This is a genomic window from Mucilaginibacter lappiensis (assembly GCF_900155965.1).
GTDB lineage: Bacteria > Bacteroidota > Bacteroidia > Sphingobacteriales > Sphingobacteriaceae > Mucilaginibacter > Mucilaginibacter lappiensis.
In genome coordinates, this window is the sequence record NZ_FTMG01000001.1 from 796,077 (window position 1) to 816,378 (window position 20,302).

Consider the following 20,302-nt stretch of genomic DNA (forward strand, 5'->3'; position numbering starts at 1 on the left):
TAAATTGGTAATTTTGCCGTCTTAAATAATTAATACAATTTCTGATGGTGTGGTTTGAAAAATTAAAGCTGAATAAGCAACTGGTTAGATCGGTAAATGAGGCAGGTTTTACAAACCCTACAGAATTGCAGTTAAAAACACTTACCCGCATAGTTGGCGGTCAGGATATTATTGCCATAGGTCCCGAAGGTAGCGGCAAAACCACCACCTATGTTTTGGGTGTTTTAAACCGGTTCAATTATGCGCCTGAAGGCGTTCCGCGTGTATTGATCCTGGTACCCGAAAAGGAACAGGTAATGGCCGTGATTGAACAATTTGAATTATTGAATAAAAATAAATCAATCTCTATTGTTGGCTTATATGTTGCCCCTGGGATTGAAGCCCAGATGGATGCACTTGCCGATGGCGCCGATATTGTAGTAGCTACGCCCGACAGGGCCAGGGCTATTTACCTGAAACTGGCGCTTAACTTAAACAAAGTTGATCTGCTGGTAATTGATGATGCCGATATGATGGTTAAAAAAGGTTTGCAGCTGCCGGTTGTTGAACTCGCCAACAGTATAGGCAGGGGTCAGCACCTTGTATTTACCGAGGTGATGCACAGCAAGCTTGAAAAAATGCTGGCTCCTTTCATGAATCAACCTGCTATTATTGAGATAGAAGAGTTACAGGAACAGCCATTACAAACACATCCTCAGCTACTTTATAATGTACCCAACTTTGGCACCAAGCTCAATTTGCTCAACCTGTTTTTGTATGATGATGAGCTTTTTACCAAAACAGTAGTATTTGTAAACACCAAGGTTAATGCCGATAAGTTATACAAAAGCCTTTATGGCCGCCTGCGTGATGCTGTAGCTTTTTTAAATCCGCAGTTTTTTGACACCAATGGCTTTAAAAATATCGAAGATTTCAAAGCTGCCGAAAACTCCAGGGTTTTAATTGTGACCAATCAAAATAACGAAACTGTTGATTTAAGCGGGATCCCTTTTCTGATCCATTTTGATCTGCCCGCGGAAAAAGAAATCTTTATGGAGCGTATCATCAATCAGGATCCCGATAACGAGCAGGAAACCCTGGCTATCACCTTTGCCACCGATCTGGAATTGAGCCTGGTTAAAAAAATAGAGCAAGCCAGCGGTAAAAAGATACCAACAGCCACCCTGCCCGATGAACTGGTTATTGAAAAAGAGATAAAAGCAAAAAAAGAGGAAGCAGATAAAAAACCGGCAAAACCAAATGCCGACGCTCCAGGTGCAGCCTTTCACGAAAAAAAGGCAGCCAACTCAAAAACCTACAACTTTAGTTCTGGTCAAAAGGCAAAAATGAACAACAAGCGTAAGCACTAAGCTATTTTACGCAATAAGCTATATATAGGTCTTCTACCTTTTTACGGGCCCAGGGCGTTTTACGTAAAAACTTAAGGCTTGATTGTATGCTGGGATTATCATGAAAACAATTAATGCGGATGCGTTTGTCTAATTCGTCCCACCCAAATTGAGCTAAAAGTTCTTCCAATATTACCTGTAATGTTTTACCGTGCAGCGGATCTTTGCTTTGTTGTTGCATCATGCAAAAGTACGGCTTGTTTAGGTATTATATATAGACCATCCATTTATTATATACTTTAACAAAGCAGCTAATAGTACGCTTATTTTGCAGCACAACCAATTATAACATGGATGCGTTTAAATAGCCATACTTAATTACGATTTATTTAACCGTATTTTAGTAAATTAGATAATCATTTTATGTAATTATCCGCAACCATATAAATCATAATTTACTGATATAATGAGGGGCTGTAAGTTTTATCTTATTTTACTTTTTCAGGCTATATCATTATATGTTTTTGCGCAGAACCAGCCTTTACATTTTCAGCGCATTGGCAGCCGCTCTAATTTATCGGAGCTTAACATCAATACCATTTTTCAGGATAGTTATGGTTTTATCTGGGTTGGCACCCTTGATGGTTTAAACCGCTTTGACGGCAATAAATTTAAAGTTTTTCAGAATAACATTACCGACAGCACAAGCCTAAGCAATAATTACATCAACCATATTGCCGAAGACAAGAATGGAAACCTTTGGATAGCCACCATGGGTGGAGGTTTAAATAAGTATGACCGGAAACAAAACCGCTTTTATCATTACTTACACAGTAAAAAAGCAGCAAATACTATAGCAAGCAATAATTTAACGGGGCTTGTTTTTGATAAGGATGGCAATTTATGGATCAGCTACCTGGAAGATGGATTGGATGAGTTTAAGATAAGTCAGAGCAAACTCGTCCATTACAAACACAGCAACAATGATCATAACACCCTGAGTGATAATAACACCAGGAGTATTTATTTCGATAGTCATCATAACTTATGGATCGGGACTATAACCGGCGGTTTAAATCTGTTTAATATCCAAACTAAAACTTTTACCTGCTTTAAACACGACGATAAAGCTGTGGGGTCAATATCATCTAATTATATCACCTGTATTTTTGAAGATAGCAGCCACCGTTTATGGGCAGGTACCTGGGATAACGGCGGTTTAAATTTATACGATAACAACACAGGTACTTTTAAAAACTTTAAAAACAATCCTGGTAACAGTAACTCCATTTCGGGCAATGACATACAAGCCATTGCCGAAGACAGTAATCAAAACTTATGGATAGGTGTTAACAATGGAGGGGTAAGCATATTTAATTACGCAGAAAATAAATTTACAAACCACGCCCACGATGATATTGATAACACCAGTATAGCCAGTAACTCTGTTGATGCTATATTAAAGGATAAAACAGGCAATATGTGGGTAGGCACTTTTTCTTCGGGTATTAACTTATACAGAAAAACTACGGATAATTTCGCATTCTACAAACACAGTTCTTCGTCTGTAAGCCTATCAAATAACTATGTTTTAAGCTTTTATCAGGATAAAAAAGGTGATATATGGATTGGCACAGATGGTGGAGGGCTGAATTTTTTCAGCCCCGATAAAGGAACTTTCACCGCATACAAACATAACGAAAATGATAAAAGCGGTATAGCCGGCAATTATGTTCTGGACATGCAGGATGACGACAAAAACAACCTGTGGATAGCAACCTGGGGAAACGGCGTTAGCGTAATGAATATGCAAACCCACCGGTTTAAGTCATATACCCATAACCCCAATGACAGTAGCAGTTTAGCCGGTAATAATATATATGCCATTACCGCAACACCCGACCATAAAATATGGATAGGTACATTTGGGCAGGGCCTTGATTTGTACAATCCTAAAACCAACAAGTTCGTCCATTATAAGCATAACCCTGCTGATGCTAAAAGCATCAGCGATAATGTAATCAATTCATTATTAGTCGACTCTAAAGGCAATCTTTGGGTAGGCACAGGTAATGGTGGTCTTAACCGGTTTGATCAGCAAACGGGCACCTTTACTACTTACAAACACGACGAATCGAACAATAGCATAAGTAACAACAAAGCGGTCGACCTGCTGGAAGATCATATTGGCAATATATGGATATGTACATTTGATGGTTTAAATCGTTTTGACCCCAAAACCGGCAAGTTCACTATTTTTAAAACAAAGGATGGCCTGCCTAATAATTACACCTACGCTATTAAAGAGGATAATAGCGGAAATTTTTGGATCAGTACCAATAAAGGAATATCCAAATATAATCCCATCACCAAAAAATTCAAAAACTTCACGGTTGATGATGGCTTACAAGCCGATGAATTTAAAGCAAAATCTGCTTTAAAAGCCAGGGATGGCCAATTGTATTTTGGTGGTGTGAATGGATTTAATGTATTTGATCCTGAAAAGATCATGGAGCATCATTACAATCCGCCTTTAGTTTTAACCAACTTTCAGATTTTTAACAACTCCATAGAGGTAGCTAAAAATGATAAAGACCCATCGCCTTTAAAACAGGATATCAGTGTTACCAAAGCTATTACTTTACACTATGATCAATCTGTAATTTCATTTGAATTTGTTTCGCTGGATTATGCCTTGCTAAACCGTAACGTTTATGCTTATCAATTGGTGGGTTTTGATAAAAACTGGAACCATATTGGGCGTAAAAACACAGCGACTTATACTAATTTACCTGCAGGCCATTACACGTTTAAAGTAAAAAGTCATAATGGAGATGGCGTGTGGTCAACCCGTGAACTAAGTCTGGAATTAACAATTCTGCCCCCATTTTGGCTAACCTGGTGGTTTATTATCCTGGTAACTCTTTTAATTTTTGCTGTCATATATGGTTTATACCGTTTAAAGGTAAATGCCATTATTAAACAAAAGGCTTTATTGGAGCAACAGGTATCTGAACGTACCGTCGAGGTTATGCATCAGTCAGACGAGTTAAAAAAGCAATCAGCCGCTTTACAGAACCTGAACGCCGAATTACAGTCGCAATCTGAAGAACTACAGGCCTTGAACGAAGAGTTGCGGGTACAATCTGAAGAATTAGAGCTACAGCGGCAGCAAGAGCGACAAGCCCGTAAAGAGGCTGATAAAGCCAATCAGGCTAAAAGCATATTCCTGGCTACCATGAGCCATGAAATACGTACCCCCATGAATGGCGTGATCGGGATGGCTTCTCTTTTGGGCGAGACGGAATTGAATAGCGAACAACGGGAATATACCAATACCATTATAGCCTGTGGCGATAGCCTGGTGAATGTGATTAATGACATTCTTGATTTTTCAAAAATAGAATCAGGTAAAATGGATATTGAGCAGGACGATTTTGATCTTCGCCATTGTATGGAAGAGGTAATGGACCTTTTTTCGCAACAGGCCTCACAACAAAACCTGGAACTGGTTTACCAGATAGATCCTGCCCTGCCCACGCAAATTATTGGCGACAGCCTCAGGCTTAAACAAGTAATCACCAACCTCACTGGCAACGCTTTAAAATTCACTCAAAAAGGCGAAGTATTTATAAAAGTATTTCTATCCAAAACCCTCAAAAACGGTCATATCGAGATCGGGTTTAGTGTGATGGACACCGGGATAGGTATCCCCGATGAAAAGCTTCCAGGATTATTCAATGCCTTTTCGCAGGTTGATTCATCAACTACCCGTAAATATGGCGGTACTGGTTTGGGCCTGGTGATCAGTCAGCGCCTGGTAAAACTCATGGGCGGCGATATCTGGGTAGAGAGCGTTTACAAAGAAGGCTCGGTATTTATGTTCACTATCAGGGCAGCGGTTAGTAAAAAACAACTAAAATATCAACCCATAGTATTTAATCCGGCCGAAATGGAAGGCAAAAAGATACTGTTAGTTGATGATAACCAGACCAACCGTTTTATACTAAAAACACAGTTGGAACAATGGGGAATACTCACCGAATCTGCAGCGTCGGCAGTAGAAGCGCTTGACCTTTTATCCGAAGGCGAAAGATTCAATCTGATCATCACGGATATGGAAATGCCTGATATGGATGGGGTCGATCTGGCGCGGTCTATTAAAAGAAACTATAAGAACCTGCCTGTAATTATGTTGAGCTCCATTGGCGACGGTTCAAAGAAAAAATATCCGGGATTGTTCTCTGCCATTCTCACCAAACCCGTTAAGCAAAATCAGCTGGGGAAAAGTATACAGGCAGAATTTCAAAACCAGCCCACTTCAGCTTTTGTAGAACCAAAGTCCTCGAAATTATTTGAGGAAGACTTCGCCACTGATTTTCCGATGCGTATTTTGGTGGCAGAGGACAACCTGATCAATCAAAAACTGGTTGATAGGATGCTGACCAAATTAGGTTACAAATTTATCATAGCACCAAACGGGCTCGAGGCCTTAAACAAGTTAAAATTAAACCCTGTTGATGTAATATTTATGGATGTGCAAATGCCCGAGATGGATGGTTTTGAAGCAACCCGGCATATCCGTAAATACGCCTTTAAGCAACCCTACATCATAGCCATGACCGCCAACGCCGGCCCCGAAGACCGTGAGCTTTGTTTATCCCAAGGCATGAACGACTACATAGCCAAACCCATGAAAACCGATGACCTGGTAGCCATACTAAAAAGAGCCCATGAGCAAGTAGCGAAGAACAATTTAGATAAAGAGAAGCACAAATAAATTTAATTTGTGCTTAATGTATGCTGCACCATGAGTTGAAGAATCTCCCCACGCGTCATTGCGAGTACGAAGCAATGACGAAAAGTGACATATCCTACTTCACAAACCGAAACTTTTTATTCCCCCACCCCTAATTCCTGCATCAATTTAACCAACTTGTCCTTTACTTCAGCCAATTCATTTTCCAGTTGGGTAACACGGGCCTCCAGGCCACTGGTTGAACGAGAGCCGGTTTCTTCTACGTCATCATAGTCATTAATATCAGGTGTACCGCTTAAAAGATGAGCATATCTAACTTCTTTTTGTCCCGGGCGTTTGGGTAACTGCACCACATAAGGCAAAGCCGGATCAGCCAGTTTCTCGAGCATTTCCTGCACCTCTTCTATGGTTTCAAACTCATATAACCTGCCCGAATTGGTATTCAATTCGCCCGGTGTTTGCGGGCCGCGTAATATCAGCAGGCAAAGCAAAGCCACTTCGGCCGGAATTACCGGGAACACAATAGCAAAGTTGTGCTTATATTTTATATTCCGGATAGAGCCGCCGGTAACGGTGGAGATCAATCCGCGTCTTTTAAGGGTATTTAACGTCTCGGTAACCGTACCCTCATCATAATTTACAACAGGCTTGCGCGATGTTTTTTGATTGCATGCAGCGGTTAAGCCGTTAAGGGTCATGGGGTAATAATCGGGCGTGGTTTTACTTTTTTCCATCAGCGAGCCTAATACACGCAGCTCTGTAGCATTAAGTACCGGTAAAGTTTGGGGTGTATCCATGGCTAAATATAAGCAGCTTTTTATAGCCGCAAAATTTTAGTGATTATTTTTAAACACTACACGTTAAGTAAAGATAAAATTTAGCTTAAATCCGTTACTTTGTATTTACATGTCATTATTCATCACATCACTAAATTCGGGCAGTAACGGCAATTGCTATTACATCGGGAACGAGCGGGAGGCTATATTGGTTGATGCCGGCATATCATGCCGCGAAACGGAGAAACGCATGACCCGCCTGGGCTTATCCATGCAAAAGGTAAAAGCCATATTTGTATCGCATGAGCACTCAGACCATATTCGTGGTATACCGGTACTGGCCAAAAAATTCAATTTGCCGGTATACATCACACCCGGCACCTTATTACATTTAGGTAATAGCGTGGATATGCAGCTGGTGCACCATTTACGGGAGTTTGAAACGGTAAGCATCGGCGAATTGCAGGTTACCTCATTCCCCAAAGAACATGACGCCTCTGAGCCGCATAGCTTTTTTGTAAGCTGCCGCGATATCAACGTAGGTATATTTACAGATATCGGCTTGGTGTGCGACAGGCTCATTCGCTATTTTAGTCAGTGCCATGCCGCCTTCTTGGAGGCTAACTATGATGACGACATGCTGGATAACGGTGGCTACCCCTATCATCTTAAACGACGCATTCGGGGCGGCAAGGGACACTTATCAAATAAACAAGCCCTGGCATTATTCACCACGCACCGTCCGCCGTATATGACACACTTGCTGCTTTCCCACTTATCACATAATAATAACAACCCCAAACTGGTAGAAGACCTGTTTACTGCCTGCGCCGAAGGCATTCACGTGGTGGTAGCTTCGCGGTTTGAAGAAACCCCGGTTTATCATATCGGCGAAACGGATAAAGTACCTTCATTTGCCGGGCAGCTTGATCTTGGCTTTGGCAGTATCTGATTTTAGTATCAAGACATTGGAAATCACCTTTGTCATGCTGAACGGAGTGAAGCATCCATTGAACGATAGACTTATCGAAGAAGATCCTTCGTTCCTCAGGATGACAAACTTTTTGGGTTGTAAATACATGGAAAATCGCGGTAATCCTTTAACTGCGAAGCACTCTTGAACACCAATAAGGAGAGTAATTTGTGAAAAATCTCCTCAATCATGGTTCAGACAAAAAAACACTAAAACTTGATACTAAAAACCTATCTATTCACCCGCATAAACATCATAAACAGCATTTCGTACAACTCCGGGTGTTTGTGTTTCAGTTCTTCAGGTTTCTGAAAAAAGTATTCAGCAGCTACAGCAAAAAATTCCGCTTCGCTAGTGGCAGCGTAGGGGTTAATATCTGATTTACCTTCTTCTATTTTGTGGATCTCCTGATGGATCATTTTTAACCAGGGCAGTACATAATCATGCGCCAGCAGATTTTCTGGGATACCATCTGTAGCACCGTCCGATTTATCCAGCAGGTGCACAAATTCATGTATAGCCGTATTCTCTTTACCAGCCGAACGGGAAAAGCCTTTAGTAAGCGCCGCCCGCGACAGGATCATTTGCCCGTTCATGTATCCCGAACCCACCATGCCCAGAATATTCCTGCCTTCACCCTCAAACTGAAATTCACTATCAAAAGTGTCCGGGTATAATATCACGTTGGTGAGGTTGCTGTATCGCCAGTTACCCAGCCTGAAGATGGGAATCACCGCACTCGAAGCAATCATTACCCGGTCGGTATCTCCAATGGCCGTGCCCACCCCTTCTATGGTGATACCTTCCAGAAAATCACTTACTTTTTGTTCAAATAAAAGCTTATCCGCATTATTTAAGGCCTGATAAAATGGAATATACCGGGCTAAAATATCTTTATAAATCGTATTGGCAGGTATTCTTTTCTGCTTACCTTTTTTGGTCGAAAAATAGTATCCGATTAAGGCAATAACAATAAGCAGGAGTATAATGATTGGTATCATAAAGCTAAAAAATCAACAGAATCAATGTAATCATTCACATCAACGGTCAAATATCAGCATTAAATCAGGTAAATCAACAGCATAACCAAAGCTGCTATCAGCGTATTTATAAAATTTACTGTATTGTTGCCCAAATATCCGCGTCGTTCCAGCAGGGCTCCCAAGGCAGAATCGGTTAAATTACCTATTGTTCCGGCAATAATAATCCAGATAAAACTACTGTTGCTCCACCCAAAACCAATAGTATAAGCCAGGGCTATAATGCAGCTGCCACCTAAACCAAACAAGACACCTTCCATACTGACAACGCCATCTAGTCCCCGTTGGTCGGCTTTTAGAGTGATGATATTAAAAAAACGTCTGCCATAAATTGTACCCAGCTCTGAAGACAAAGTATCTGCCGTTGCCGATGCAAAGCTGGCAGCCATCATTAATATCCATAAAGTTGTATAGGCAGGAAACCACAAGACCAGGAGCCCGGTTATGGCCCCTGCACCCGCATTGGCCAATACCTGGGCTGCGCTTCTGCCACTCTGATGCTCCGCCGTATTGGCGAAATCTTGTTTTTGATGTTTTTGCCAGGAGGTTGCTGCCGAACCTAAAATAAAAAAGGTGGCCATCATGGCTACGCCGCTATATCCTGCCCCGGCAAAAACCAGACAGGCGACAATAGTACCCGTAAGGGCCGCTACCGGAGTTAGTTTACGAGCCGATATGCTATAAACTACGCCCGCAATAAGGATTAATACCAATAAACCGTAATGAGCCAGCATGAGTATAGAATCAAGAAATTAGAGTCAAGAATCAAGAGTTAGTAAAAAACAATTATAAGCCATTAATTTCAATAATAATTTCCGATTCAGGGTAAAATAATGATTAACCTACTATTACTATTTTTTCTAACTCTTGATTCTTGACTCTAATTTCTTGCCTCTTTCTTCCTATTTTTGCCTACGAATGAAAGATATATTAGGACAGGCCATACATGATCACTATCATCAGCAACAGGAGCATCAGCTTTGGATCAATAATCAATACGGCCCTAGTGAAGAGATGCCTGTAGAGGCTTATTTCCGCGAAGAAGACGACATGCCCGATATAGAATGGCTGGCCTTAAACGAATGCCGGGGCGATATATTGGATATTGGTGCCGGCGCCGGCGCACATGTCTTAATACTACAGGAACGTGGTTTTGATGTTACTGCTTTAGATATATCCAATATGGCATCAACAGTAATGAAAGCGCGCGGAGTTCATAAAGTAATTACTGCCAACATATTTGAATACCGGGATCAGCAATATGATACCTTGTTATTACTCATGAATGGCATCGGTCTTACCGGCACATTACTCCAATTAAAAACCTTTTTACAGCACACTAAACAACTGCTTAAACCCGGCGGACAGCTTTTGTTCGACTCATCAGACATTGCTTATTTGTATGAGGGTAAGCTTCCCGAAAATGGCGTCTATTATGGCGAGATCCAATATCAGTATCAATATAATCAACAAAAAACCGACTGGTTTCCCTGGCTATATATCGATGAGCAAACACTCACCAGGATTGCCGAAGAAATAGGCTACAACATAGAGGTGTTACTCGAAGACGAGTTTAAACAATACCTGGTCAGGTTAACAGTAAAATAAAAGCTTCCCATAACTTTTCTATTTGCTCCAACTTCTTGTAGAAGCTAGTTCATGGTCAGCCCTTGCTCTATCCGGCCAATTACAGCCAGAAATCCTTACAATTCATTTTATAAAAACTTATCATCATAATATAATTATGATGATAAGTTCATTATTTAATCAAAAAAATATCTACCAAAACGATTATAATAAGATGTTGTAAACATTTAAAAATTTTGTTTTTTTATTAACAAACAAAATATAGAATCAATATAAATTCAATTAACAAATCAATAATTTGAAAATATATCAATAAGAGTTATATTGGGTGATATTAATTTAATTTTCTATTAACGCTAACCCCTACTCTTATGACTAAAAAACTATTACTTTTTATCGTATTATTTCTATTTGGCATAGAAATAGCATCGGCTCAAAAAAAACCAGTTACAGGAACAGTTACTGACGCTGCCGGGGGTGCCCCTATGGCAGGCGTATCCGTACGTGTTAAAGGTGGCAACCAGGGTACCAGTACCAATGCAAAGGGTCAGTTTTCTATCACCGCAGCTGCTTCCGACGAAATAGTAATCAGTTATACAGGCTATAAAACCCTAACCATTCAGGTAAATGGCCGTTCTAAAATTGATGTTACGCTGGTAAATGATGTAGCCCAGCTTAATGAAGTTGTACTGATAGGTACCCGATCGGCAGGGCGGGTAAAACTCGAAACCGCGGTGCCGGTTGATGTGGTAAATGTGAGCAAAGCGGCCTCTACCACCGGTCGTATGGATCTGACGGATATATTAAATTATTCTGCCCCATCATTCAATTATAATAAACAATCAGGATCAGATGGTGCCGACCATGTAGAGTTGGGAACCCTGCGCGGTCTGGGCCCGGATCAAACGCTGGTTCTGGTAAATGGCAAACGTCGTCACTCCACCGCCTTTGTTTCGGTATTTGGTACCCGTGGCCGTGGCAATTCCGGCGTCGATCTGAGTTCGATCCCCACAGCTGCTATTGATAAGGTAGAAATTTTACGTGATGGTGCATCCGCTCAATATGGATCAGACGCTATAGCCGGGGTTATTAACCTGGTATTAAAGAAAAATATAAATCAGTTCACTGCCAACGTGGGCTATTCCGGTTATTATGATCCGGCTTTTAACAGTGGTAAGAGTGTTGTCGCGGCCCAATATCCTCATGGCGGCGCTATAGACGGCAATGGTATTACCATTGATGCCAATTACGGTTTAGCGGTAGGCAAAAACGGTGGTTTTTTAAACCTTACCGGCGATTATTCAAAAAATGGTAAAACATTTCGCCAGGTACACGATACTACTTATTCAAATCCAAAAGCCTTGGGCGTAAATACCTCCAGGAGGGCCAATGGGGATGGTTCGGCAGAAACGGGCACCTTCTTTTTTAACAACGAGATCCCATTGGCCGGTACCCGCACTACTTTTTACAGTTTTGGAGGATACAGCTATAAAGCATCTGACGATTATGCCTTTAGTCGAAATTTTTCGGCAAGGCCAGATCGCTTCCCTACCACCAGCGATGGTAAAATAATTCCGGTAAGCGGCATTATATTCAACACACCTGATGGTGAATCTTATTATAACCCCATTATCCAAACGCATAATACCGATGTAGCGGTTGCAGCAGGTTTTAAAGGCACTTTAGGCGAGGGATGGGACTGGGACCTGAGTAATAATACAGGTAATAATAAATTTCATTTTTTTGGCGAAAAAACTTTTAATGCCTCTTTAAACGCTACCCAAACACATTTTGATGATGGAGGATCGGAGTTTTTACAGAGCACTTCCAATTTGAATATCAACAAGCACTACTCCAAAGTAATGCAAGGCTTAAATCTTGGTTTTGGTTCGGAGTATCGCTATGAGCAGTACAAATTATTTGCCGGCGAAGAGGCATCCTATAAAAACTATGACCCTACCGGTGTAAAAGCACCGGGATCACAGGGTTTCCCAGGATTTCAGCCCAGTGATGTTGCCAAACAAAGCCGCTCTGTATTTGGCGCTTATGTTGACCTGGAAGCAGATGTTACCAAAAAATGGCTGGTAGATTTTGCCAATCGGCTGGAACATTACAGCGATTTTGGCTATAACTTCAACACCAAACTGGCCACCCGGTATAAAATAACCGATAACTTTAATATCCGCGCCTCTGCTGGTACTGGCTTCCGTGCGCCATCGTTGCAACAGATCAATTATAGCTCCACATTTACGAATGTGCAGGGCAACGTCATATCAGAAGTAAAGATAGCTCCTAATTACAGCCCTATTACCAAAGCGGCCGGCATACCTACACTAAAACAGGAAAAATCAAAAAACTTAGGCGTAGGTTTTACATTTAAACCTATACCTGAATTAAGCATTACAACCGATGGCTACCTGATAAAGGTTACGGACAGGGTGGTACTTTCCGGGCAGTTTAGCGCTAAAGACAGTACCCTTGCTCCGGCTTTTATAGCAGCCTTAAATAATTTACATGTTGGTACTGCTCAATTTTTTGCAAACGCGGTAAATACTACCAATCGTGGTTTGGATGTGGTTATCGACTATAACAAAACCATTGGTCAAGATCGTTTCCATATATTGTTTACCGGAAACTTTCAACACATGACTATTGATAAGGTGAATTATCCGCCTATATTAGGTACTACCCCAGAACTTAAAGAAACCTTTTTGAGTGACCGTGAAAAGAAATTTATCCTGGCATCGGCCCCGCCGCAGAAACTTTCTTTAAATCCCGAATTTGGGCATAAAAATTTTACTATAGGTACACGCTTCACCTATTTTGGCAAAGTGGTGATTGATGGCTATGGAGATGGGACAACCCTGCTGCCTACTGTAAAGGCAGATAACGGCTCAGGACAACTGCCAGATGTATACAATTATAGCGGTAAAGTAGTGAGTGATGTATACTTGGCTTACAAACTCAACAAAACAGTTCGTATGTCTATAGGCGTCGATAATGTATTTAATGTACACCCGGATCTTGCTTACGTAAAAGGAGCAAAGCTTCAGGCCTATAACAATGAACCAGCGGGCCCATTTGATGCTGTGCAGATGGGCAGCAACGGGCGCAGGCTTTTTGCACGCGTGGGTTTCAATTTCTAGAATTAATTTTTTCTATACAATAAAGCTATCTCGTAAAAATGAGATGGCTTTATGTTTTTATGACATTACAGATAAGCCTGTTCTGTAGATTATAAATATATTTAGATTGTTTAACCAGCTGATATCTGCCATGAAAAAAGCCATAGACCATATACTGGAAGCCCGCGAGAAAAAAATAACGGAAGAAGATGTAGTGCTACAGCCCTTACCACATCAGCAATTCCGCTTTGCGAACCCTTTTATCGTTTTGCACCATATGAGGCCGCTTGTTATTCAACCAGGGCAATCGTCACGGATACATCCTCACCCGCATCGTGGTTTTAGTCCTTATACCATTATGTTACAGGGCGAGGGCTATCACCGGGATAATGCCGGCAATGATAAAGTGGTTAAGGCTGGTGATGTACAACAGATGTTTGCAGGGAAAGGCATTTTACACAGCGAAGGCCCAACTGATGAACTTTTAAAAAGCGGTGGTACACAGGAGTTGATACAACTCTGGATAAATGCCCCCAAAGCCTATAAATGGGACGAGCCTTTTTATCAGGCTGCTACCAAAGACCAACAACCCTGGGTATTAGAGGCCGATGGTGTTAGCTTCCGCCTGTTAAGCGGCGAGTACGAAGGCAAAACTGGCCCTATCAAAAACTTCACGCCCGTTATTTCTATAGTTGGTGAAATAGCTGCAGGTAAAGCAGCCCATTTTACGGCAACGCCCGGTTACTGGACTTTGCTGTATATTATCCATGGCGATATGGAAGTAAATGATCAACCGGTAACAGCTCATAACCTGGTCGTATTCAGCAAAGAAAACGAGGACATTACTATAACTGCCAATACCGATGCGCAGGTATTGTACCTTTCGGCCGAACCAATTGAAGAACCCGTTGCCGCGAAAGATAATTTTGTGATGAACACACCCGAAGAAAACGAACAGGCCATTGCTGATTATAAAAACGGCCTGTTCGGTAGCTTAAGTTTTTAACCGGGCAGCACATTTTCTGGGTTTACCGAGACGCTATCGTATTTATCATAAAGCTTTAAAAATTTAGATGGATCGATAGGATGTTCGGTCAATATTTCTTTTAAGCCAAAAAAGAAACCTTCCCGATTTTGTCCCGGATTAAATATTAAAGTGGTTACAACAACACTATCGCTACTATTACGAAAGGCGTGTGGTGTAAACCTCGGAATGTAAACAACAGATCCTTCTACTGCATCTACAGTTTTGTCGGCCAGTTGAACGGTTAGTGTACCTTTATTTACAATAAAAGTTTCGTCCATATAACGGTGATAGTGCAACTGTGCACCAACGGTACCCGGTTGCAACAGAATTTCATACACGCCCATTTGATTGTTTGATATCTCGCTGGTTACTTTCAGTGTAATCTTATTGCCTGCTATCTCCAGTATTTCTCCTTCGCCGGGATTAAAGACAATAACTTCGTTTTTTAATACGTCGGTATAATGATTTATTGGAGTACTCATAGTGTTGTATCTTATGCTTTAGTTTTAACTTCATAATTTAAATACCAACCGAAACCAAACTGGTCTTTAATTACCCCAAAGGCGCCCCATGGGGTATCCTGTAATGGCGAAATAAATTGAGCCTCTACCGAAAGCTTTTCAAAAAAGGTTTTAACCTCTTCTTTATTTTCGCTATCGACACATAGGTAAACGGCATTGCCATGGGTGATCCCTTCAGGCTCAGTCAGTTCTGAGGCAAACAGGGTAATACTATTACTAATTAAGCTGGAATGCAAAATGGTCTCTGGAGCTTCGTGCGGCATAAATTCGGCCATAGGCGAGTTGCCGACCGTTTGCAGGGTTAACTCCCCGCCAAAACAATTTTTATAGAAAGCCATCGCTTCACGACAGTTTCCATTAAATTTTAAATAGGCATTGATCTGTGTCATGATAATTTGTTTTTTTGATAAAACAAATTTCCATAACCGCCTGAGTAAAAACGTTTACAAATGTTGAGACTCTAAAAAAACTTATAACTCGGCCCTGATGCGGCTTAATTGCGTGGGGGTTATCCCCAGGTATGCTGCTACTTCGTGCTGCTTTAACCGGGATTCGAGTGTGGGGTAGTCTTTTAAAAATTGAATATACCTGGTTTTAGCCGTATCAGACCGGAAGGCTATCTCCAATGGCTCCTTTTCAATAATCCAGTGCAATTCCATGTACCGGATATACATGGCTGCTATATCACTATATTTTTCTGTTAACTGTTTAAAGTCATTAAAATTATACTCCAGCACTACACTTGGTTCCAGCGCCTTAATGGTAAACATGCTTGGCCCTTTTAGTAATAAGGCGCTGGTTGATGCTACGAAATATCCTTCGGGAAAAAACCGCTTGATAATGGTATCGCCATCTTCAGAGGTATAGCTTTGTGCAAACAGCCCTTCGCCAACAAAGGCAACCATTCTGGGGATCTGCCCTTCCGTTAAAAAAAGGTCATTTTTGTTATACACCTTTCTTTTTAAACCTTTCTCCCAGACCGACCGGCTTTCATCTGATAATTTGGTATAGTTATTTATCCCTTTCCAAAATCTTTCCAGTATATCTTCCAATGTTTAACTCCTTAAATGAATGATCTTTTAAAGTTAAACTACCAAGATAACACTTATGTTTTTATAATAGCAAATTGTTTGTCTACTTCGCTTTGCGGATATAAATATTTCCATTCATGTTCTTCATCAGCATTTCGGGACCGCCACCATCAATTTTGCCATATACCCAGTCATCAAATTTGAGGCTATACATACCGTTTTTATTGGTTTTTGTAACTGCCGGTTTCTGCACGGTATTTACTACATCAAAGTCGGTATAAATATCACCACGATCTGACTTGAGCTTTACATTAGCTTTTAGTGTGGCGGGGAAAGTTACATCTACATTCCCATTTAATGTGGTAAACGCCATAGCCGCTTTAGGATCAATAGATCTGAACGTAACAGTCACGTCACCATTAATTGTATTGGCTACTACAGAGCCGGAAACACCTGTTAGTTTGATATGACCATTCACATTAATTACCTCCAGCTCGCCTTTTACATTGGAGACCATGATATTGCCGTCATTTATAGCAGATAATTTTAATTTTGCACCATTTTGCGGCACTTTAATAATTAAATTAACAAGCTTGCCGGCACTGCCACCTACATTCACTTCATTGTTCTTTTCTTCTGCTGTGATATCCAGATTATTATTACCTATCAAGCGTTTCATACCGTTACCGTCTTCTTTAACGTGACCACGCTTTTCTTCTCCCGACTGTGCATCTATCACAATATCTTTGCCTTCGTAACCTGTTACCGTAATTGATCCCCGTACCAGACCCGCGCTTAATTTATAAGGCTTACCAGGCTCGCTTAACGGTACAATCAACTGCCCGGATCCGTTTTGTGCCCAAATGCGTGTATTTAGTAATAAAACGGTTAGGAGTATCCCCGTAATTTTTATGGTTTTTATCATTTTCATGTCCTTAGCTTTTATTGTTGCTTTTTAATATAGATATCCCCGTTGAGGGTTTCAAATTTGAATAATTTACCACCTGACCCTATCCTTACATCAGAGTTTTTGCTGAGTTTAAAGGTTGTACCCTTACTATTTTTTGACTGGCTTGTAATTACTTTGCTGGGCATTACTTCTGCGTTAGGAAAGTCCGTATAAAACTGACCGTTCATACTTTTAAACTCCATATCAGCAGATAATGCTGCGGGATAGGTAACTTTTACCTCTCCATTTATTGTTTTGTAAGATGACGCTTCTGCCGGAACTTTAAGATAATTGGCCGTAACCGCCCCGTTAATAGTATGCGCATCCGTAGCGCCCTTGGCGTTAATGATATCAATAGGGCCATTTATATTATTTAGGTTTAATGCGCCATAAACATCTTTAACCGCGATATGGCCATCATTAATTGTTGATATACGGAGATTAGAATTGAACGGTACTTTCACCGTAAATTCCAGACCGATTTTATATTTAACCTCGGTGTCATCCCCATCGTGCCAACTGTGGTGAGGTTTTGAATTATATGGTTTGGCTATATAAGCTATTACACTATCAGGTTTCTGATCAAAGGCCAACTGAACTTCATTTTTTCCCTGATCTACGATCTGCTGGCTCCTGCCAGAAATAGTTTCATCAATTTCCATGATCACCTTATCGCCCGAATAGCCTTCTACATTGATGGAGCCATACACATTATAAATAGCCACCACTCCGCTTTGCAAAGTAAACTGCTTGCTGATGTGTTGCTTAAATTCCTGGGCCGAGGCCGAAAATTGGGCAAAACAAAGCCCTGCTCCCGTCAAAACGGGGATCAATAATTTTTTCATAAACTGGTTTTAAATAAGTTGTGTTATTGTTTCCTTGATCTTTTCACGTACGCCACGATCCAAATCTTTTTGTTTTAATAATTCTTTAAACGAACCTACCGAACGTTTTTCCTGCAGCTTGAGCATCACATCGGCTATGGCAGATTGCATTAAGGGCGAATCCTGGTCTAAAATAGAACGAATAAGCCCTTCTCTAACCTCTGGATGATCAGACAAATGCGCTAATGCCTCAAGCGTACTCAAACGTACATTCACATTAGGATCGTTATTTAAGGTAGCCAGCAGCGCGTTGATAACCTGTTTATCCGCATGTTTTATCTCACTGGTATAACTCACCCCTCGCATCCGTTCGGATGCTGATGGATTTTCCAACAAAGCCAGCATCATGGTTTGTCTTAACTCATGAACCTGCGATGACAGGGCCTGCAACTGCTGATCTTGTTTGTTACTACGGCCGGAAGAAAAAACCCAGTATCCGCAGGCAAAGCTAATGAGCACCACGAGCATACTGTAGGCCATTGGCCAGCGTGGCTGCAATTGCCATAACCGGTTCCAGTTGTCTGCTATTTTATCCCAAAAGCCTCTTTTTTCTGCAACCGATGCTGTGTAAGTATCCAGCATAGCGTAAAATTTCACCTTTACATTTACTGATGGCTCCGGTGTTTCCAGATCACCCAGTTCATTCCATAGCTCTTTCATAGCAGCTAATTCCTGCCCGCAACTATCACAACCCGCAACATGTATGTCCAGCTCTGCCTGTTGTTCCGGACTTAGCTGTTTATTCATATAATCTGTAAACAGCTCCTGGTATTGCTCACACTTCATCTTATTTCTGTTTAGCATTTTCTTTTAAAATAAACCTGTTTTAACTCCTGCATAGCCCGATGCGCCCTTACCTTAACTGCACCTTCAGTTATTTGAAGTATCTGTGCTATTTCCTGATATTTGAGTTCCTGCAGCCTGCTCATGATTAAAACTTCCCGATGATCATTGCTTAAATTCTTCATAGCGCCATGAAGTTCCGTCCGCGTTTGTTTTATTTCGAACAACTCATCGGCTGCTGTGCCTCCGTCAATCCTGTCGGCAAAATCTGTCACATCATAATGCGAAACATTCTCCGATTTCTTTTTATAACTGTCTTTTAATACGTTGCGGGCTATCTGGTACATCCATGCCATAAACTCACCCTCGCCGGTAAAGCTATTACGGTACTTAAGCATCTTGTAAAAAACAGTTTGAACCATATCTTCACTACCTTCCCGGTTATAGGTCATGTGAAACAAAAAGCCATATAAAGCCCTGTGGTACCGCTCAAAAAGCAGTCCCATTTTTTCCAGTTCCCCGGTTTTAACCCGAAGCATGATGGCATTGTCACTTAGCGTATTCAAACAGGTTTAGTATTTTAATTTACATTGGAGACTTCTGCAAAAAGAAATGGTTACAAGAAATTTAATAAATATTGTAATTTACTGATTATGAGTAAAAATCAATAAAAAAAAGAAGGCCTCCATAATGCATGTCGGCCTGTCTTTTCTCGCGGTAAGGTAGGTATAAATTCTTAGTTACTAATACACTTGAACCCAAACGGGATAAGTTATTAGTTGATAGCGTCAAGCACCATGGTGCCTTTGAGCTTTGATTTTTTATCGTATGTTTCTGATTTTACAAAGCGACCCATTTTTGGAGAAAACCACTCGGCAACTTTAATATGTAAGGGAATACCTATGCCCATCATTTTGATTTTCACGGTAGAATCATAGGTAATTTTGTAACAATCAAAAGTACCGGCGTTAGTGGTTACGTTTTCCTCCTTTTCAACCATACGGTTAATAATATCCATCTGCATGGCCGTCATAGACTGTCCGCCGTTGCCAATATCAAGGGTAACCGAGCCGTCATCCAATTTTTGGCCAACGCTCAAATTAAGCGGATAAGCCATGTATTTGACATCTCCCGTGATTCGCATATTGTTGTACTGTTTCATGGAAGAAGCAGGAACAAAAGATTTCATGTCAACTTTAATGGCATCACCATCACAAATCATTTCTGTGTCGCCACTGGGGCCTGGTTTTCCATCCTTATCAACAAAGTCAGCATGCACTATTACAGTTGTGGCATTCTTTTTAGTAGCCGTATAGGTGATTTTTTCCAGAGAATTTCCTTTGGTATCCAGATTTACATAGGTGAGTTTTTTTCCGCTTATTGCTCCCACAAACTGGCCACAGTTTTGTGCATCAGCTAACTGTGAGCCCAAAAACAATAACGTAATAATAGTAATGATACCTCTCATTGATGACTTTAACATTTAGTGTAAAAGTCAGCTTACTATTCGTTACTCACA

General features: G+C 41.0%; 18 protein-coding genes. 6 read left to right on the top strand and 12 right to left on the bottom strand.

Annotated features, from left to right (window positions below; translation table 11 throughout):
- The first annotated feature begins 44 nt into the window (after positions 1–44).
- Complete coding sequence (locus BW976_RS03245; RefSeq protein ID WP_076370303.1) at positions 45–1,349, top strand: DEAD/DEAH box helicase; 1,305 nt, start codon at positions 45–47, stop codon at positions 1,347–1,349.
- A gap of 1 nt (position 1,350) precedes the next feature.
- On the opposite strand, the gene BW976_RS03250 is transcribed toward BW976_RS03245, so the two are convergent.
- On the bottom strand, positions 1,351–1,572 hold the full coding sequence (locus BW976_RS03250) for a VF530 family protein (protein WP_076370305.1): 222 nt from the start codon (positions 1,570–1,572) through the stop codon (positions 1,351–1,353).
- Positions 1,573–1,794: 222 nt separating this feature from the next.
- Here BW976_RS03250 and BW976_RS03255 point away from each other — a divergent pair, with 222 nt between their 5' ends.
- Positions 1,795–6,108, top strand: a complete 4,314-nt coding sequence (locus BW976_RS03255) for a hybrid sensor histidine kinase/response regulator (protein ID WP_076370307.1) — start codon at positions 1,795–1,797, stop codon at positions 6,106–6,108.
- Between the two features lie 116 nt (positions 6,109–6,224).
- Here the strand turns inward: BW976_RS03255 and BW976_RS03260 are convergent, their stop codons facing one another.
- Positions 6,225–6,884 (bottom strand): YceH family protein, encoded by a 660-nt coding sequence (locus tag BW976_RS03260; protein WP_076370309.1) that lies wholly within the window; start codon positions 6,882–6,884, stop codon positions 6,225–6,227.
- Between the two features lie 109 nt (positions 6,885–6,993).
- Here BW976_RS03260 and BW976_RS03265 point away from each other — a divergent pair, with 109 nt between their 5' ends.
- Complete coding sequence (locus BW976_RS03265; protein WP_076370311.1) at positions 6,994–7,815, top strand: MBL fold metallo-hydrolase; 822 nt, start codon at positions 6,994–6,996, stop codon at positions 7,813–7,815.
- A gap of 251 nt (positions 7,816–8,066) precedes the next feature.
- On the opposite strand, the gene BW976_RS03270 is transcribed toward BW976_RS03265, so the two are convergent.
- On the bottom strand, positions 8,067–8,837 hold the full coding sequence (locus BW976_RS03270) for a M90 family metallopeptidase (RefSeq protein WP_076370313.1): 771 nt from the start codon (positions 8,835–8,837) through the stop codon (positions 8,067–8,069).
- Positions 8,838–8,896: 59 nt separating this feature from the next.
- A complete protein-coding gene (locus BW976_RS03275) occupies positions 8,897–9,610 on the bottom strand; it encodes a DUF92 domain-containing protein (RefSeq protein ID WP_076370315.1) in 714 nt (237 codons plus the stop codon).
- A gap of 184 nt (positions 9,611–9,794) precedes the next feature.
- Between BW976_RS03275 and BW976_RS03280 the strand changes: the two genes are divergently transcribed.
- The 3 genes from BW976_RS03280 to BW976_RS03290 all read left to right on the top strand — a co-directional run bounded on the left by BW976_RS03280 (position 9,795) and on the right by BW976_RS03290 (position 14,594).
- Positions 9,795–10,484 (top strand): class I SAM-dependent methyltransferase, encoded by a 690-nt coding sequence (locus tag BW976_RS03280; protein WP_076370317.1) that lies wholly within the window; start codon positions 9,795–9,797, stop codon positions 10,482–10,484.
- Between the two features lie 350 nt (positions 10,485–10,834).
- Positions 10,835–13,609, top strand: a complete 2,775-nt coding sequence (locus BW976_RS03285; RefSeq protein ID WP_076370319.1) for a TonB-dependent receptor — start codon at positions 10,835–10,837, stop codon at positions 13,607–13,609.
- Positions 13,610–13,739: 130 nt separating this feature from the next.
- A complete protein-coding gene (locus tag BW976_RS03290) occupies positions 13,740–14,594 on the top strand; it encodes a pirin family protein (protein WP_076370321.1) in 855 nt (284 codons plus the stop codon).
- On the opposite strand, the gene BW976_RS03295 is transcribed toward BW976_RS03290, so the two are convergent.
- The 8 genes from BW976_RS03295 to BW976_RS03330 form a co-directional block, all read right to left on the bottom strand.
- Positions 14,591–15,097, bottom strand: a complete 507-nt coding sequence (locus BW976_RS03295) for a cupin domain-containing protein (RefSeq protein ID WP_076370323.1) — start codon at positions 15,095–15,097, stop codon at positions 14,591–14,593. The genes BW976_RS03290 and BW976_RS03295 overlap by 4 nt on opposite strands.
- An 11-nt stretch (positions 15,098–15,108) precedes the next feature.
- On the bottom strand, positions 15,109–15,525 hold the full coding sequence (locus tag BW976_RS03300; protein WP_076370325.1) for a VOC family protein: 417 nt from the start codon (positions 15,523–15,525) through the stop codon (positions 15,109–15,111).
- 81 nt (positions 15,526–15,606) lie between these two features.
- Complete coding sequence (locus BW976_RS03305; RefSeq protein WP_084192044.1) at positions 15,607–16,188, bottom strand: Crp/Fnr family transcriptional regulator; 582 nt, start codon at positions 16,186–16,188, stop codon at positions 15,607–15,609.
- Between the two features lie 82 nt (positions 16,189–16,270).
- Positions 16,271–17,098, bottom strand: a complete 828-nt coding sequence (locus BW976_RS03310; protein ID WP_245834613.1) for a DUF4097 family beta strand repeat-containing protein — start codon at positions 17,096–17,098, stop codon at positions 16,271–16,273.
- Positions 17,099–17,109: 11 nt separating this feature from the next.
- On the bottom strand, positions 17,110–17,961 hold the full coding sequence (locus BW976_RS03315; protein ID WP_076370327.1) for a DUF4097 family beta strand repeat-containing protein: 852 nt from the start codon (positions 17,959–17,961) through the stop codon (positions 17,110–17,112).
- Between the two features lie 9 nt (positions 17,962–17,970).
- Positions 17,971–18,804 carry a zf-HC2 domain-containing protein gene (locus BW976_RS03320; RefSeq protein WP_076370329.1) on the bottom strand — a complete coding sequence of 278 codons (834 nt, stop codon included), beginning with the start codon at positions 18,802–18,804 and terminating at the stop codon, positions 17,971–17,973.
- The gene (locus tag BW976_RS03325; RefSeq protein ID WP_217696196.1) at positions 18,798–19,349 is read right to left on the bottom strand and encodes an RNA polymerase sigma factor; all 552 of its coding nucleotides are present in this window, start codon (positions 19,347–19,349) and stop codon (positions 18,798–18,800) included. The genes BW976_RS03320 and BW976_RS03325 overlap by 7 nt, the downstream gene beginning before the upstream one ends.
- 209 nt (positions 19,350–19,558) lie before the next feature.
- A complete protein-coding gene (locus BW976_RS03330; protein WP_139332182.1) occupies positions 19,559–20,266 on the bottom strand; it encodes a TapB family protein in 708 nt (235 codons plus the stop codon).
- Positions 20,267–20,302 lie beyond the last annotated feature (36 nt).

What these genes read in the sequence shown, in the direction of transcription:
- BW976_RS03245 (WP_076370303.1), top strand. Translation starts at nt 45, where the DNA reads ATGGTGTGGTTTGAAAAATTAAAGCTGAATAAGCAACTGGTTAGATCG.
- BW976_RS03250 (WP_076370305.1), bottom strand. Translation starts at nt 1,572, where the DNA reads ATGATGCAACAACAAAGCAAAGATCCGCTGCACGGTAAAACATTACAG.
- BW976_RS03255 (WP_076370307.1), top strand. Translation starts at nt 1,795, where the DNA reads ATGAGGGGCTGTAAGTTTTATCTTATTTTACTTTTTCAGGCTATATCA.
- BW976_RS03260 (WP_076370309.1), bottom strand. Translation starts at nt 6,884, where the DNA reads ATGGATACACCCCAAACTTTACCGGTACTTAATGCTACAGAGCTGCGT.
- BW976_RS03265 (WP_076370311.1), top strand. Translation starts at nt 6,994, where the DNA reads ATGTCATTATTCATCACATCACTAAATTCGGGCAGTAACGGCAATTGC.
- BW976_RS03270 (WP_076370313.1), bottom strand. Translation starts at nt 8,837, where the DNA reads ATGATACCAATCATTATACTCCTGCTTATTGTTATTGCCTTAATCGGA.
- BW976_RS03275 (WP_076370315.1), bottom strand. Translation starts at nt 9,610, where the DNA reads ATGCTGGCTCATTACGGTTTATTGGTATTAATCCTTATTGCGGGCGTA.
- BW976_RS03280 (WP_076370317.1), top strand. Translation starts at nt 9,795, where the DNA reads ATGAAAGATATATTAGGACAGGCCATACATGATCACTATCATCAGCAA.
- BW976_RS03285 (WP_076370319.1), top strand. Translation starts at nt 10,835, where the DNA reads ATGACTAAAAAACTATTACTTTTTATCGTATTATTTCTATTTGGCATA.
- BW976_RS03290 (WP_076370321.1), top strand. Translation starts at nt 13,740, where the DNA reads ATGAAAAAAGCCATAGACCATATACTGGAAGCCCGCGAGAAAAAAATA.
- BW976_RS03295 (WP_076370323.1), bottom strand. Translation starts at nt 15,097, where the DNA reads ATGAGTACTCCAATAAATCATTATACCGACGTATTAAAAAACGAAGTT.
- BW976_RS03300 (WP_076370325.1), bottom strand. Translation starts at nt 15,525, where the DNA reads ATGACACAGATCAATGCCTATTTAAAATTTAATGGAAACTGTCGTGAA.
- BW976_RS03310 (WP_245834613.1), bottom strand. Translation starts at nt 17,098, where the DNA reads ATGAAAATGATAAAAACCATAAAAATTACGGGGATACTCCTAACCGTT.
- BW976_RS03315 (WP_076370327.1), bottom strand. Translation starts at nt 17,961, where the DNA reads ATGAAAAAATTATTGATCCCCGTTTTGACGGGAGCAGGGCTTTGTTTT.
- BW976_RS03320 (WP_076370329.1), bottom strand. Translation starts at nt 18,804, where the DNA reads ATGCTAAACAGAAATAAGATGAAGTGTGAGCAATACCAGGAGCTGTTT.
- BW976_RS03330 (WP_139332182.1), bottom strand. Translation starts at nt 20,266, where the DNA reads ATGTTAAAGTCATCAATGAGAGGTATCATTACTATTATTACGTTATTG.